The sequence below is a fragment of the Dialister histaminiformans genome, assembly GCF_900103425.1.
GTDB lineage: Bacteria > Bacillota > Negativicutes > Veillonellales > Dialisteraceae > Allisonella > Allisonella histaminiformans.
Genome location: NZ_FMXA01000004.1, coordinates 70,238 through 82,810 on the forward strand (window position 1 = coordinate 70,238; position 12,573 = coordinate 82,810).

Below are 12,573 nucleotides of genomic sequence, written 5' to 3' on the forward strand. Positions count from 1 at the left end.
AGGATACTTGTATGCCGAGAAAAGGTGCTGTACAGAGACGTGACGTACTCCCGGATCCAGTATACGGTTCCAAGGTAGTAACACGTTTCATTAACAAGGTTATGCTGGATGGCAAGAAGGGCGTCGCTGAATCTATCGTTTATGGCGCTTTCGATATCTGCCACAGCAAGCTCAACAAAGAACCGCTCGAAATTTTCGAACAGGCTCTTAATAATGTTATGCCGGTTCTGGAAGTTCGCGCTCGCCGTGTCGGCGGTGCTAACTATCAGGTACCGATTGAAGTCAGACCAGAACGCCGTCTGACTCTGGGCATCCGTTGGATGGTCAACTATGCTCGTCTCCGTAGCGAACGTACTATGGAAGAACGTCTTGCAGGTGAACTGATGGACGCTTTCAATAACACAGGCGCAGCAGTAAAGAAGAAAGAAGATACTCATAAGATGGCAGAAGCCAATAAGGCATTTGCTCATTATCGCTGGTAATTGAAAGAAGGAGAAAAATCGTGGCTAGAGAATTTCCGCTTGTAAAAACCCGTAATATCGGTATCATGGCACACATCGATGCCGGCAAGACAACTACCACGGAACGTATTCTTTATTACACCGGTGTAAATCATAAGATTGGTGAAGTTCATGATGGCGCAGCTACCATGGACTGGATGGAACAGGAACAGGAACGCGGGATTACCATTACTTCCGCAGCTACCACCTGCCATTGGAAAGGATACAGAGTAAACATCATTGATACCCCAGGGCATGTAGACTTCACTGTAGAAGTTGAACGTTCTCTGCGCGTACTTGATGGTTCCGTAGCAGTATTCAGTGCTAAGGACGGCGTTCAGACTCAGTCTGAAACCGTTTGGAGACAGGCAGATCATTACCATGTACCGCGTATCGCATTTATTAACAAGATGGATACCGTAGGCGCAAATTTCCTTCACGCAGTTCAGACCATTGACGACAGACTTCATGCTAAGGCTATTGCAATGCAGCTCCCGATTGGCGCCGAATCCACATTCAAGGGCATTATCGACCTGCTGGAACGCGAAGCTGAAATCTACGACAGTGACGACGGAAAACAGTTCCATAAGGAACCAGTATCCGACGACATGAAGGATATGGTTGAAGAATATCGTGATAAGATTGTTGAAGCCGCTGCTGAAGGCGACGACGACCTTATGATGAAGTATCTGGAAGGCGAAGAAATTTCTATTGATGAAATCAAAGCTGCCCTCCGTAAGCAGGTTCTGGCTTGCAAGCTGTTCCCGGTATTCTGCGGATCCGCTTACAAGAATAAGGGTATTCAGATGCTGCTGGACGCAGTAATTGATTACCTGCCAAGCCCACTGGATGTACTGCCGGTTAAGGGAACTGACCCGAAGACCGGAGAAGAAATCTCCCGTAAGGCAAGCGACAAGGAACCACTGGCTGCTCTTGCATTCAAGATTATGGCCGATCCTTTCGTTGGTAAGCTCGCTTATTTCCGCGTTTACTCCGGTATTATGGAACAGGGCACCTACGTTCTGAATTCCACTAAGGGCAAGAAGGAACGTGTAGGCCGTCTGCTCCAGATGCATGCAAATCACCGTAAGGAAATTGATGTTGCATACACCGGCGATATCGCTGCAGCTGTAGGCTTCAAGGATGTCACCACTGGTGATACCCTCTGCTCTGAAGATCAGCCAATCATCCTGGAAAAGATGGAATTCCCGGATCCGGTTATTTCTGTAGCCGTTGAACCGAAGACCAAGGCTGACCAGGAAAAGATGGGCATTGCGCTCCAGAGACTGGCAGAAGAAGACCCGACATTCCGCGTACATACCGATCCGGAATCCAGCCAGACAATTATTTCCGGCATGGGTGAACTTCACCTGGAAATCATTGTTGATCGTATGAAGCGAGAATTCCATGTTGAATGTAATGTTGGTAAGCCGCAGGTTGCATACCGCGAAACCATTCGCAAGACCGTTGAAGCTGAAGGTAAGTTCATTCGTCAGACCGGCGGTCATGGTCAGTATGGTCACTGCTGGCTCCGTCTGGAACCGATGGAAGCAGGCAAGGGCTTTGAATTCGTTAACGAAGTTGTCGGCGGCGTAATTCCGAAGGAATTCATTAAGCCGGTACAGCAGGGTGTTGAATCTGCTATGGAAGATGGCGTTGTTGCCGGCTATCCAATGGTAGATATCAAGGTTGCTGTATATGATGGTTCTTACCATGATGTCGACTCTTCCGAAGCAGCATTCAAGATTGCCGGTTCCATGGCATTCAAGGCTGCTGCCAAGAAGGCAAACCCGGTTCTGCTCGAACCTTATATGAAGGTTGAAGTAGACGTTCCGGAACAGTACATGGGTGATGTAATCGGATCCCTGAACTCCCGCCGTGGACGTATCGAAGGCATGGAAACAGAAAATGGCGAATCCAGAATCAATGGTTTCGTTCCGCTGTCTGAAATGTTTGGCTACGCAACTACACTCCGCAGCTCTACTCAGGGCCGTGGTACATTCACAATGACATTTGATCATTATGAAGATGTTCCGAAGGCAATCGCTGACAAGATCACCGAAGAACGCCTTGGAAAATAAATTTTAATCCCTATATTGGAGGAATTTAAAAATGGCAAAAGCACATTATGAAAGAACTAAGCCGCATGTTAACATTGGTACTATCGGCCACGTTGACCACGGCAAGACAACTCTGACTGCAGCAATTACCAAGGTACTGGCTGAAGAAGGTAAGGCAGACTTCCTCGACTATGCAGCCATTGATAAGGCTCCGGAAGAAAGAGCTCGTGGTATTACCATCAATACTTCCACTGTTGAATATGAAACCGAAACCCGTCACTACGCACACGTAGACTGCCCAGGGCACGCTGACTATGTTAAGAACATGATCACCGGCGCAGCTCAGATGGACGGCGCTATCCTGGTTGTATCCGCAGCTGACGGCCCGATGCCGCAGACCCGCGAACACATCCTTCTTGCTAAGCAGGTAGGCGTTCCGGCAATCGTAGTATTCCTGAACAAGGCTGACCAGGTTGATGATCCGGAACTGATTGAACTGGTAGAAATGGAAGTCAGAGACCTCCTGACCGAATATGGCTATCCAGGCGATGAAGTACCGATTATCGTTGGTTCCGCACTTGGCGCTCTCAACGGCGATCCGAAGTATGAACAGTCCATCCACGACCTCATGAAGGCTGTTGATGAATATGTTCCAACTCCAGAACGTGATACCGACAAGCCATTCCTGATGCCAGTCGAAGACGTATTCACCATTACCGGCCGTGGCACCGTAGCAACTGGCCGAGTAGAACGTGGTACTGTCAAGGTAGGCGACGCAGCAGAAATCGTTGGTCTCCAGGATAAGCCAACTGAAACTGTTGTAACCGGCGTAGAAATGTTCAGAAAGACCCTTGACCAGGCACTGGCTGGTGATAACATCGGCGCACTGCTCCGTGGTATCGACCGTAAGGACATTGAACGTGGTCAGGTACTGGCTAAGCCGGGCACTGTACACCCACACACCGAATTCACCGCTCAGGTATACGTTCTGACCAAGGAAGAAGGCGGCCGTCATACTCCGTTCTTCAACGGCTATCGCCCGCAGTTCTTCTTCAGAACCACTGACGTAACCGGCGACATTCAGCTGCCGGAAGGCACCGAAATGTGCATGCCAGGCGATAATGTAGAAATGGACGTTAAGCTCATTACTCCAATCGCTATGGAAGAAGGTCAGCGCTTCGCAATTCGTGAAGGCGGCCACACCGTAGGTGCAGGCGTTGTAGCTAAGATTGTTAAGTAATTAACAACTTTGAAACCTATAAAGCCATAAAAAAGGATGAGGATTTGATTCCTCATCCTTTTTTGCGTTGAAACAAAATAGATTTTTAATCTGGCGATGAACCGGAAAACTTACGAAACAGGAAATAAAAATGGAACACATTTTTATTTCCGTTCAAAACACTTAAATGAATTTACCTATAATTTATAGAATGGTACCTTGCAATGCAAAGTACCATGTGATATAGTAGTACCATCAACCGGTAATGAAATCATTCCTCATATACACATAGATTTACGGGTGTAAAAAAGCAGGATGGAATGCTGGTGAAATGCGGCGGAAAAGTGATTTTCCGGGAAAGGATAGATCCAATGAACATTCAGCTGAAGAAGGGGGTCATGGAAATCGTTGTATTGTCCATGCTGCAGAGAAAAGATTTTTATGGATATGAGCTGGTAACCGAAATCTCTAAGTATATTGAAATGTCAGAAGGAACCATTTACCCGCTTCTGAACCGGTTTAAAAAAGATGGACTGGTGGAAACGTATCTGGCAGAATCACATAGCGGACCGCCGAGAAAATATTATCGAATTACAAAGGACGGTAAGGTTGAATATCAGGAGTCTGTCAGAGAATGGATTGAATTTACGAAAGCAGTGCAGAAACTGTTGGAAGAGAATAAAAAGCTGAGTATGAGTAAAGGAGGTCAGGCAGAATGACAAGAGAAGAATTTATGGACCTGCTGAGATACTATTTTCGGAATATTAATCAGACCCAGGTCAATGAAATCCTGGCTGACTATGAATCTCATTTTGAGGAAGGTAAAGCGGCGGGGTTATCTGAAGAAGAAATTGCACGCGAACTGGGCTCTCCAAAAGAAATATTCGAAATGTATCAGGATGAAGGAATGATTCGGGAGAAGAAGTCCACGACATTTATGGATGTTGCATCACAGGCGGAGAAAACAGCCTCCCAGACATGGGAAGAAGTAAGTGCACAGCTCCCGGAGAAAGTGAATCATGCAACACATGTCATGGTCAAAGGGTTTAGAATTGTCTGCGATGTTATTGCCGTTCTGATTTTAGGATTCACACTCCTTCTTGTATTTCTGCTTTCCATGCAGTTCCAACCGGTGATGGGAATGGATCCACTTCCTGTATTTTCACCGATTACCATGGGTGCATTTGGATTCTCCGGATTCTTCCTTGCACTGGCAGTTTTCTTTGTAGGGGAAGAAGGAAAGAAGATTTTTGAAGAGAAGTCTGTACAGAGAGAAAAAACACCATCCGGAGATACAGACAAGGAAGGAGAGGAGCAGAAATGAGAAAAGTAACAATATGTCTGGTACTTGCATTTGCATCGTTTCTGATAGCCATCGGCTCTTTCTTTACTCATGATGTGGCCGCCTATCATAAGTGGATGAGTACTAATGGTCCGAGAATGATGGAGCGCTTCCATCCGGGAGATAGAAATCATATGGGACGTGGTCCTGAAGACAGGCATGGACCGGGTGAACATGAAAGAAGGTCTGAAGACATGAATGCGGATGAAAATCACATGGGACCAGAAGGGGATCATATGAAAGACAGGGGACCACACATGAGTGATGAAATGGCAGGAAATAATGCAGGTGGTAATAATTCCCCATCAGCCGTTAATTCATAATCAACATAAAATGGATAAAGTGGTTGTAACGTATAAACTATTAAAGGAGGGGTATCATGAATAAGAAGATTATTGCAGCCGTAATGGGCCTTGGTTTTCTGACATTTGCAGCAGGACTGGTTTCTGAAGTTTCAGCAGCCGGTGTACCGGAACCACAGGCGTATGCGCAGCAGACACAGAATAACCGACATCCTGACAATCATAAGTCGAAAGTAAAAAAGGTTAAAAAAGCTCCTCAGAAAAAAATAAAGAATAAGAAGGCACCGAAAAAACAGGTCAGCAAATACAGAACAGATAATAAAGGAAAGCCGCAGGAAATAAACGGAGTAAAGAAGGGCGAACCTCGTCCGAATATCAATCCGGCGGATAAGGATAACCAAGATGTACATGTACAGCACCTGGATAGATAATTGAAAGGTTTCAGAAAGGGGAAAACAAAATGAAAAGATATATGACAAGACAGTTAGCTGCATCTATTATCGGTCTGGTTTTACTTGGTGGAGCAGGCTTTGCACAGGTATCCGCGCAGGAAGTAGCTCCGGCGCCGGTTGACAGCTCTGAGATCAGCAACATTGGCCGCGATTATCGCATTGCCCTCATCAACGCAAGAAGAGGTTATACGCCAGCAGTTCAGCGTCAGATAGCTGAAGCAGAAAAGAATGATGAAAAGGCAAAACCTGATTTTAGAAAAGAAAAATCCACCAGGCCAGACGGAAATAATAAGCGAGAAAGACCTGAGCGGATAAAAGGCATTCCTCCCACCGATGCCATGGGGCCTAAGGACCCAGCGGATATCCATAGAGGCCGGGCGGATGACTCCAGGAGACCTGAAAGGCCTTTGGGCAGGGAAAGAGTAAAGCATGCTCACAAGGATGATGGCCGGAGAGATGTACACAGGCATGAAAAGAAGGCGTTCCGGGACAAAGACAGGAGAGGGGATTTCAGAAGGCATAAAGGGGATGGTAAACATCACATGCCACAGGAACATAGGGACAATGGTCCACATCATGAAGTGGACGATGATAAATAAATTGTTATGAAGCCTTCACCCCCTAAGATTAATATGTAAAGAAGGAAAGGCACAGCGGTCAGGCAGGAACTGTGCCTTTTTTATTGCTCTGAAATGTTTCTGGAGAGCAGAAGGCACAACAGAGATATCTGAGGAACCTGAACCGTATGATAAAAGAAAGGGGTGCGGCTGCAGAATAAAGAGGATGGCCTTTAGCTTATGGTCGGCAGCATGAAGAAATTCGCCCTCTTGTACATTAGTAATTCATATGTTAAAATAACATCTGTGCATTTTTGACGGGTAAACCGCTCAGAGAAGTTTACTGCCAGTGGTTGAAAAACGACACCTCCAGCCGGGTGAAGAATTTCAAAGCGGAAAAGATTTGCTAAATTTTCTGTAAACTGGTTGCAAAAATGTCGGATAAATAGTATTATTTAAAGGCTGGGCACAAGCCCGTATCAGTATTTCGAATACTGCAATGCGCGGCTGGGTGTATTTAAAACTATGAAGTGGAAGGTGGCCTGTATTACAGGGGAATTTCCACGGAGCAGTTCATTCCAGAAATGAACGTCAGGAGGTTTACGAATTGGCAAAGCAGGAAAAAATTAGAATTCGCCTCAAGGGCTATGATCACAAAGCTGTTGATCAGAGCGCGGCGAAAATTGTGGAAACCGCAGTAAGAACCGGTTCCAGAGTCTCTGGTCCGATTCCGCTCCCAACCGAACGGAACGTGTACACAATTCTTCGTTCACCACATGTTAACAAGGACAGCCGTGAACAGTTTGAAATGCGTACTCACAAGAGACTGATTGACATCCTCGATCCATCTAAGAAGACCGCGGATGCGCTGATGAGACTGGAACTTCCAGCAGGCGTCAGCATTGAAATTAAAGCGTAAGGAGGTGCGAATATGTCTAAAGCTATTTTGGGTACAAAATTAGGAATGTCTCAGGTATTTGCAGCAAATGGAGATCTGATTCCAGTCACTGTTGTAGAAGTAAAGCCAAACGTTGTCGTAGCTGTTAAAAGCGTAGAATCCGACGGATATAACGCAGTCCAGCTCGGTTACGGCGAAGTTAAAGACAAACATTTGACCAAGCCGGTTAAGGGCCAGTTTGAAAAGGCTGGTGTCGCACCGGTTAAGTATCTGCGTGAATACAGACTGGCTGAAAAGCCGGAATACACAGTGGGCCAAACTCTGGCTGCTGATATTTTCGCAGAAGGCGAAGTTATCGACGTAATCGGCACCAGCAAGGGCAAAGGCTATGCAGGTACCATTAAGCGTTGGAACTTCCGCCGTGGACCGGAATCCCACGGTTCCAAGAACCATCGTCAGCCGGCATCTCTTGGTGCTCGTATGTCTGGCGGCGGCGGCAAGGTGTTTAAGGGCAAGAAGCTCCCGGGTCATATGGGCCACGCAAGAGTTACCGTGCAGCATCTGACTGTCGTTAAGGTAGATACAGCACGTAATCTTATGCTTGTTAAGGGCGGAATTCCTGGTGCTAAGGGAAGTCTCGTCATGGTTCAGTCTACAGTAAAGCCTGTAAAGTAATCGGTAGGCAAAATAACCGTTCTGAAAGGGAGGAACATCAATGCCGAATGTAACATTGTATAATGTAGCCGGCCAGGCAGCCGGTGAAATAAAGCTGAACGACAGCGTATTTGGCGTAGAATACAATGAAGCTGTCATTCATCAGGCAGTGGTGCGTCAGATGGCTAACGAACGCCTTGGCACACACGCTACCTTAACCAGAGGCCTTGTTCGCGGCGGCGGCAAGAAACCATGGAGACAGAAGGGCACAGGTCGTGCCAGAGTCGGATCCATCCGCTCCCCACTGTGGGTTGGCGGCGGTACAGTATTTGGACCGACACCAAGAAGCCATGCTAAGAGCATGAACAGAAAGGCTCGTCAGCTGGCAGTTAAATCTGCTCTGTCTGAAAAGCTCCGTTCCAATGAAATCGTTGTTCTCGATAAGATTGGTTTCGCAGCTCCAAAGACTAAGGACGCAATCAAGATGCTCGCTGCTTTCCATGTTGAAGGCAAGGCTCTGATTATCGATGGGGATGAAAGTGTTATGAACACGGTTCTTTCCGCTCGTAATATTCCGGGCGTTAAGGCTATCGCTCCGAGCGGCATCAACATCTATGATCTCGTTCATTACACCAAGCTCTTTATTACTAAGAGTGCAGTAGAAAAAATTGAGGAGGTACTCGCATAATGGAAGCTCGTGACATCCTCATTCGCCCAATTATCACCGAAAAGACAACAGCTCTTATGGAAGAGGGCAAGTACACATTCCGCGTACCGCTGGCAGCAACCAAGGTTGATATCCGCAACGCGGTAGAAGAAGTTTTCCACGTTAAGGTAACTGCTGTAAACACCATGCGCTATGAAGGCAAACTTAAGCGTATGGGCCGTACTCAGGGTCGCCGCAGCGATTGGAAGAAAGCAATTGTAACCCTTAAGCCGGGCGATGCAATTGAATTCTTTGAAGGGGTCTAAGGAGGAACATAAATGGCTTATAAAACATTTAAACCGTACACTCCAGGACGTCGTCAGATGACTGTTTCCACTTTTGAAGAAATTACAACTAACAAGCCAGAAAAGTCCCTGCTTGCACCGTTGCATAATCATGGTGGTCGTAACGGCTCTGGCAAGATGACAGTTCGTCATCAGGGTGGCGGCCATAAGCGTCAGTATAGAATTATTGACTTCAAGAGAAACAAGGACAACATTCCGGCAACTGTTGCAACCATTGAATACGATCCAAACCGTACATGCCGTATCGCTCTTCTGCACTATGCAGATGGTGAAAAGCGCTACATCCTCGCTCCAAGAGGACTTAAGGTTGGCGACGTAGTAACAAGCGGTCCGGAATCCGATATCAAGCCGGGCAATGCACTTCCACTGCTCAACATTCCACTCGGTACTACCGTTCATAATGTAGAACTGAAGATTGGTAAGGGCGGCCAGATGGTTCGTTCCGCAGGTGCAAGCGCTCAGCTCATGGCTAAGGAAGGCGACTATGCACTTCTCCGTCTGCCAAGCGGCGAACTGAGAAAAGTACATATTCGTTGCCGTGCAACAATCGGTGCGGTTGGTAATGAAGATCATGAAAATATCACAATTGGTAAGGCAGGCAGAAACCGCTGGCTCGGCGTTCGCCCGGCAAACCGTGGTGTAGTAATGAACCCGAATGACCATCCACACGGCGGTGGTGAAGGTAAGTCTCCGGTTGGACGTAAGCGTCCGGTTACTCCGTGGGGCAAGCCAGCTTACGGCGTGAAGACCCGCGATCACAAGAAGGCTTCTACCAAGCTGATTGTTAAGAGACGTAAGTAATTAATAAGGGGGATAAAAGTGTCCAGATCTATTAAGAAGGGCCCGTTCGTCGCATCCTCTCTCGTAAAAAAGATTGATGCACTGAACGCAGCTAATGAAAACAAAATTGTAAAAACCTGGTCCCGTGCTTCTACTATCCTTCCGAGTTTTGTAGGACATACCATTGCGGTTCACGACGGAAGAAAGCATGTACCGGTTTACGTTACTGAAGATATGGTTGGTCATAAGCTCGGCGAATTCGCTCCGACTCGTACATTCAAGGGGCACAACAAGAGCGATCAGGCTGCTGCTCCGAAGGCAGCTCCACAGGCTTAATGAGGAGGAAATATAATGGAAGTTCAGGCAATCTCTAGAAATATCCGCATTTCGCCTCGTAAAGTTCGTATCGTAGTCAACCTGATCCGCGGTAAGAACGTAAGAGAAGCTTTGGCTATTCTTCGCAACACACCAAAGGCTGCTTCCAAGGTTGTTGAAAAGACCCTGAGAAGTGCTATGGCAAATGCTGAAAACAATAATAATATGAACATTGATAATCTGTATGTTTCAACTACTTTTGTAGATGCAGGCCCAATTATGAAGCGTATTCATCCACGTTCTCGTGGACAGGCTTTCGGGATCATGAAACGTACCAGTACACTTACTGTAAAAGTTTCTGAAAGAAACTAATTAAAGGAGGGACACGTTTTGGGTCAGAAAGTAAATCCGCACGGAATGCGCGTTGGCGTAACCTGTGACTGGGACTCCAAGTGGTTTGCAGAAAAAGATTTTGCTGCAAAGCTCATTGAAGACGCAAAGATTCGTCAGTTTTTGAAGAAACACCTCTTCATTGCCGGCATCTCCAAGATTGGTATCAAGCGTGCAGGAAACCGCATTAAGCTGTCTATCTACACAGCTAAGCCGGGTATGGTTATCGGCCGCGGCGGCGCAGGTATTGAAGATATCAAGAAGGCTCTCAAGCCAATTACCAGCAGTGAAGTAGATATTGATATCGTTGAAATCAAGTCCATGGACATGAGCGCTATTCTGGTTGCTGAAAACATTGCTGCTCAGCTCGAAAAGCGTATCAGCTTCCGTCGTGCTGTTAAGCAGGCAGTTGGCAGAACCATGCGTGCTGGTGCCAAGGGTATTAAGGTAGCAGTCAGCGGCCGTCTCGGCGGTGCTGAAATCGCTCGCAGCGAAAGCTATCGTGAAGGTTCCATTCCGCTGCAGACACTGCGTGCCAACATTGATTATGGCGTAACAACCGCTCATACAACATTTGGTGCTATCGGTGTCAGAGTCTGGATTTACAAGGGCGAACTTGCTCCAGGCGAAATGGTTCCGGAAAATGAAAATGTTCGCGACAACAAGTCTCGTGGCAACAACCGCCGCGACAGACGTGGTGGCCGCAGAGGCGACCGCAGAGATCGCAGACCGAGAAATCAGGAAAGGGGTGACGACTAATGTTAATTCCAAAGCGTACTAAGTATCGCAAGCAGTTCCGTGGCCGTATGAAGGGCAGAGCTCACAAGGGCAATACCGTAACTTACGGTGAATATGGTCTGGTTGCTCTGGAACCAGCATGGGTCACCAACCGTCAGATTGAAGCCGCACGTATTGCTATGACTCGTTATACCAAGCGTGGTGGTAAGGTTTGGATCAAGATTTTCCCGGATAAGCCAGTTACCTCTAAGCCAATCGGCACTCGTCAGGGTAATGGTAAGGGTTCTGTTGAATATTGGGTAGCAGTTGCAAAACCTGGCCGCGTAATGTTCGAAATGGGCGGAGTCCCTGTCGAAGTAGCTAAGGAAGCTATGCGTCTGGCTAGTTACAAGCTGCCGATTAAGACCAAGTTTGTAGTTAAAGGTCATGAAGAAGTGGTAGGTGAATAAAATGAAGGTAAATGAAATTCGTAACCTCTCCACTGCCGAATTGAATGAAAAGATCGTCAGCTTAAGGGAAGAACTGTTTAACCTCCGTTTTCAGCTCGCTACAGGTCAGCTTGATAATCCGATGCGCATTCGTGAAGTAAGAAAGACAATCGCTCGTATCAAGACTGTTCAGCGTGAAGAAGAATTGAAGGCTGCTCAGAAAGCATAACAGTAAACCCCAAAGGAGGATCTAACCGTGGCAGAAGAAAGAAATTTGCGCAAGGTGCGCCAGGGAATCGTTGTCAGCGACAAGATGGACAAGACTGTCGTAGTTGCCGTTGAACGTAAGGTTCCACATAAGCTTTATAAAAAGTCTATTAATACCACAACCAAGTTTAAAGCGCATGACGAAAACAACGAATGCCGTGTCGGCGATACCGTCCGCATCGTAGAAACACGCCCGCTGTCCCGTGGCAAGCGTTGGCGCGTCGAAAAAATCGTTGCCCGTCAGAATTAAGGATAGATATATAGGAGGATTGGCACGATGATTCAGCAGGAAAGCAGACTCAACGTTGCAGACAATAGCGGAGCAAAAAATGTCCTGGTAATTAAGGTACTGGGCGGCTCCTTCCGCAAGAGCGGAAATATTGGCGATACCGTTGTTGTTACCGTCAAAGATGCAGCGCCTGGTGGCGTTGTTAAAAAAGGTCAGGTATGCAAGGCAGTCATCGTTCGTACAGTGAGCGGAATTAACCGTCCGGACGGCTCTCATATTCGTTTCGATGAAAATGCAGTTGTCCTGATTAAGGATGACAAGAGCCCGATCGGCACTCGTATTTTCGGACCAGTTGCAAGAGAACTTCGTGATAGAGATTACATGAAGATTATCTCCCTGGCACCGGAAGTGCTCTAATTTTTGGAGGTACA

At 47.0% G+C, this 12,573-nt stretch carries 20 protein-coding genes; all 20 read left to right on the forward strand.

Annotation, left to right across the window (positions count from 1 at the left end):
• The first annotated feature begins 11 nt into the window (after window positions 1-11).
• The 20 genes from rpsG to rplN all read left to right on the forward strand — a co-directional run bounded on the left by rpsG (window position 12) and on the right by rplN (window position 12,559).
• Complete coding sequence (rpsG, locus tag BLQ79_RS01560; RefSeq protein WP_091363127.1) at window positions 12-482, forward strand: 30S ribosomal protein S7; 471 nt, start codon at window positions 12-14, stop codon at window positions 480-482.
• Window positions 483-502: 20 nt separating this feature from the next.
• Window positions 503-2,581: an elongation factor G gene (fusA, locus tag BLQ79_RS01565; protein ID WP_091363128.1), complete on the forward strand. Its 2,079-nt coding sequence runs from the start codon at window positions 503-505 to the stop codon at window positions 2,579-2,581.
• 31 nt (window positions 2,582-2,612) lie between these two features.
• Window positions 2,613-3,800 (forward strand): elongation factor Tu, encoded by a 1,188-nt coding sequence (gene tuf, locus BLQ79_RS01570; RefSeq protein WP_091363130.1) that lies wholly within the window; start codon window positions 2,613-2,615, stop codon window positions 3,798-3,800.
• A 299-nt stretch (window positions 3,801-4,099) separates the two neighbouring features.
• Entirely contained in the window at window positions 4,100-4,498 is a 399-nt protein-coding gene (locus BLQ79_RS01575) for a PadR family transcriptional regulator (RefSeq protein ID WP_407387981.1), read from the forward strand.
• Entirely contained in the window at window positions 4,495-5,103 is a 609-nt protein-coding gene (locus BLQ79_RS01580) for a DUF1700 domain-containing protein (protein WP_091363132.1), read from the forward strand. Before BLQ79_RS01575 ends, BLQ79_RS01580 begins: the two co-directional genes overlap by 4 nt.
• Window positions 5,100-5,444, forward strand: coding sequence for a hypothetical protein (locus BLQ79_RS01585; protein WP_091363134.1), 345 nt, complete (start codon window positions 5,100-5,102; stop codon window positions 5,442-5,444). Before BLQ79_RS01580 ends, BLQ79_RS01585 begins: the two co-directional genes overlap by 4 nt.
• A gap of 56 nt (window positions 5,445-5,500) precedes the next feature.
• Window positions 5,501-5,854, forward strand: coding sequence for a hypothetical protein (locus tag BLQ79_RS01590; RefSeq protein WP_091363136.1), 354 nt, complete (start codon window positions 5,501-5,503; stop codon window positions 5,852-5,854).
• Window positions 5,855-5,883: 29 nt separating this feature from the next.
• Window positions 5,884-6,474, forward strand: coding sequence for a hypothetical protein (locus tag BLQ79_RS01595; RefSeq protein WP_091363138.1), 591 nt, complete (start codon window positions 5,884-5,886; stop codon window positions 6,472-6,474).
• Between the two features lie 565 nt (window positions 6,475-7,039).
• Window positions 7,040-7,351 (forward strand): 30S ribosomal protein S10, encoded by a 312-nt coding sequence (gene rpsJ / locus BLQ79_RS01600; RefSeq protein WP_091363140.1) that lies wholly within the window; start codon window positions 7,040-7,042, stop codon window positions 7,349-7,351.
• A 12-nt stretch (window positions 7,352-7,363) separates the two neighbouring features.
• Complete coding sequence (gene rplC / locus BLQ79_RS01605) at window positions 7,364-8,005, forward strand: 50S ribosomal protein L3 (RefSeq protein ID WP_091363142.1); 642 nt, start codon at window positions 7,364-7,366, stop codon at window positions 8,003-8,005.
• 40 nt (window positions 8,006-8,045) lie between these two features.
• Window positions 8,046-8,672, forward strand: coding sequence for a 50S ribosomal protein L4 (gene rplD / locus BLQ79_RS01610; RefSeq protein ID WP_091363144.1), 627 nt, complete (start codon window positions 8,046-8,048; stop codon window positions 8,670-8,672).
• Window positions 8,672-8,956: a 50S ribosomal protein L23 gene (gene rplW, locus BLQ79_RS01615; RefSeq protein ID WP_091363146.1), complete on the forward strand. Its 285-nt coding sequence runs from the start codon at window positions 8,672-8,674 to the stop codon at window positions 8,954-8,956. The genes rplD and rplW overlap by 1 nt, the downstream gene beginning before the upstream one ends.
• 12 nt (window positions 8,957-8,968) lie before the next feature.
• A complete protein-coding gene (gene rplB, locus BLQ79_RS01620; RefSeq protein ID WP_091363148.1) occupies window positions 8,969-9,796 on the forward strand; it encodes a 50S ribosomal protein L2 in 828 nt (275 codons plus the stop codon).
• Window positions 9,797-9,814: 18 nt separating this feature from the next.
• The gene (gene rpsS, locus BLQ79_RS01625; RefSeq protein WP_091363150.1) at window positions 9,815-10,111 is read left to right on the forward strand and encodes a 30S ribosomal protein S19; all 297 of its coding nucleotides are present in this window, start codon (window positions 9,815-9,817) and stop codon (window positions 10,109-10,111) included.
• 15 nt (window positions 10,112-10,126) lie between these two features.
• Complete coding sequence (gene rplV / locus BLQ79_RS01630) at window positions 10,127-10,462, forward strand: 50S ribosomal protein L22 (protein ID WP_091363152.1); 336 nt, start codon at window positions 10,127-10,129, stop codon at window positions 10,460-10,462.
• Between the two features lie 18 nt (window positions 10,463-10,480).
• On the forward strand, window positions 10,481-11,239 hold the full coding sequence (rpsC, locus tag BLQ79_RS01635; protein WP_091363155.1) for a 30S ribosomal protein S3: 759 nt from the start codon (window positions 10,481-10,483) through the stop codon (window positions 11,237-11,239).
• Window positions 11,239-11,667: a 50S ribosomal protein L16 gene (rplP, locus tag BLQ79_RS01640; RefSeq protein ID WP_091363157.1), complete on the forward strand. Its 429-nt coding sequence runs from the start codon at window positions 11,239-11,241 to the stop codon at window positions 11,665-11,667. The genes rpsC and rplP overlap by 1 nt, the downstream gene beginning before the upstream one ends.
• 1 nt (window position 11,668) lies before the next feature.
• On the forward strand, window positions 11,669-11,875 hold the full coding sequence (gene rpmC, locus BLQ79_RS01645; RefSeq protein ID WP_091363159.1) for a 50S ribosomal protein L29: 207 nt from the start codon (window positions 11,669-11,671) through the stop codon (window positions 11,873-11,875).
• 27 nt (window positions 11,876-11,902) lie between these two features.
• Complete coding sequence (rpsQ, locus tag BLQ79_RS01650) at window positions 11,903-12,163, forward strand: 30S ribosomal protein S17 (RefSeq protein ID WP_091363161.1); 261 nt, start codon at window positions 11,903-11,905, stop codon at window positions 12,161-12,163.
• A 27-nt stretch (window positions 12,164-12,190) separates the two neighbouring features.
• Entirely contained in the window at window positions 12,191-12,559 is a 369-nt protein-coding gene (rplN, locus tag BLQ79_RS01655; RefSeq protein WP_091363164.1) for a 50S ribosomal protein L14, read from the forward strand.
• Window positions 12,560-12,573: the final 14 nt, after the last annotated feature.

Bases quoted from the DNA above. Each gene is read 5' to 3' on its own strand.
- rpsG (WP_091363127.1), top strand. From the start codon at position 12: ATGCCGAGAAAAGGTGCTGTACAGAGACGTGACGTACTCCCGGATCCA.
- tuf (WP_091363130.1), top strand. From the start codon at position 2,613: ATGGCAAAAGCACATTATGAAAGAACTAAGCCGCATGTTAACATTGGT.
- BLQ79_RS01575 (WP_407387981.1), top strand. From the start codon at position 4,100: ATGCTGGTGAAATGCGGCGGAAAAGTGATTTTCCGGGAAAGGATAGAT.
- BLQ79_RS01580 (WP_091363132.1), top strand. From the start codon at position 4,495: ATGACAAGAGAAGAATTTATGGACCTGCTGAGATACTATTTTCGGAAT.
- BLQ79_RS01585 (WP_091363134.1), top strand. From the start codon at position 5,100: ATGAGAAAAGTAACAATATGTCTGGTACTTGCATTTGCATCGTTTCTG.
- BLQ79_RS01590 (WP_091363136.1), top strand. From the start codon at position 5,501: ATGAATAAGAAGATTATTGCAGCCGTAATGGGCCTTGGTTTTCTGACA.
- BLQ79_RS01595 (WP_091363138.1), top strand. From the start codon at position 5,884: ATGAAAAGATATATGACAAGACAGTTAGCTGCATCTATTATCGGTCTG.
- rplC (WP_091363142.1), top strand. From the start codon at position 7,364: ATGTCTAAAGCTATTTTGGGTACAAAATTAGGAATGTCTCAGGTATTT.
- rplD (WP_091363144.1), top strand. From the start codon at position 8,046: ATGCCGAATGTAACATTGTATAATGTAGCCGGCCAGGCAGCCGGTGAA.
- rplW (WP_091363146.1), top strand. From the start codon at position 8,672: ATGGAAGCTCGTGACATCCTCATTCGCCCAATTATCACCGAAAAGACA.
- rplB (WP_091363148.1), top strand. From the start codon at position 8,969: ATGGCTTATAAAACATTTAAACCGTACACTCCAGGACGTCGTCAGATG.
- rplV (WP_091363152.1), top strand. From the start codon at position 10,127: ATGGAAGTTCAGGCAATCTCTAGAAATATCCGCATTTCGCCTCGTAAA.
- rplP (WP_091363157.1), top strand. From the start codon at position 11,239: ATGTTAATTCCAAAGCGTACTAAGTATCGCAAGCAGTTCCGTGGCCGT.
- rpmC (WP_091363159.1), top strand. From the start codon at position 11,669: ATGAAGGTAAATGAAATTCGTAACCTCTCCACTGCCGAATTGAATGAA.
- rplN (WP_091363164.1), top strand. From the start codon at position 12,191: ATGATTCAGCAGGAAAGCAGACTCAACGTTGCAGACAATAGCGGAGCA.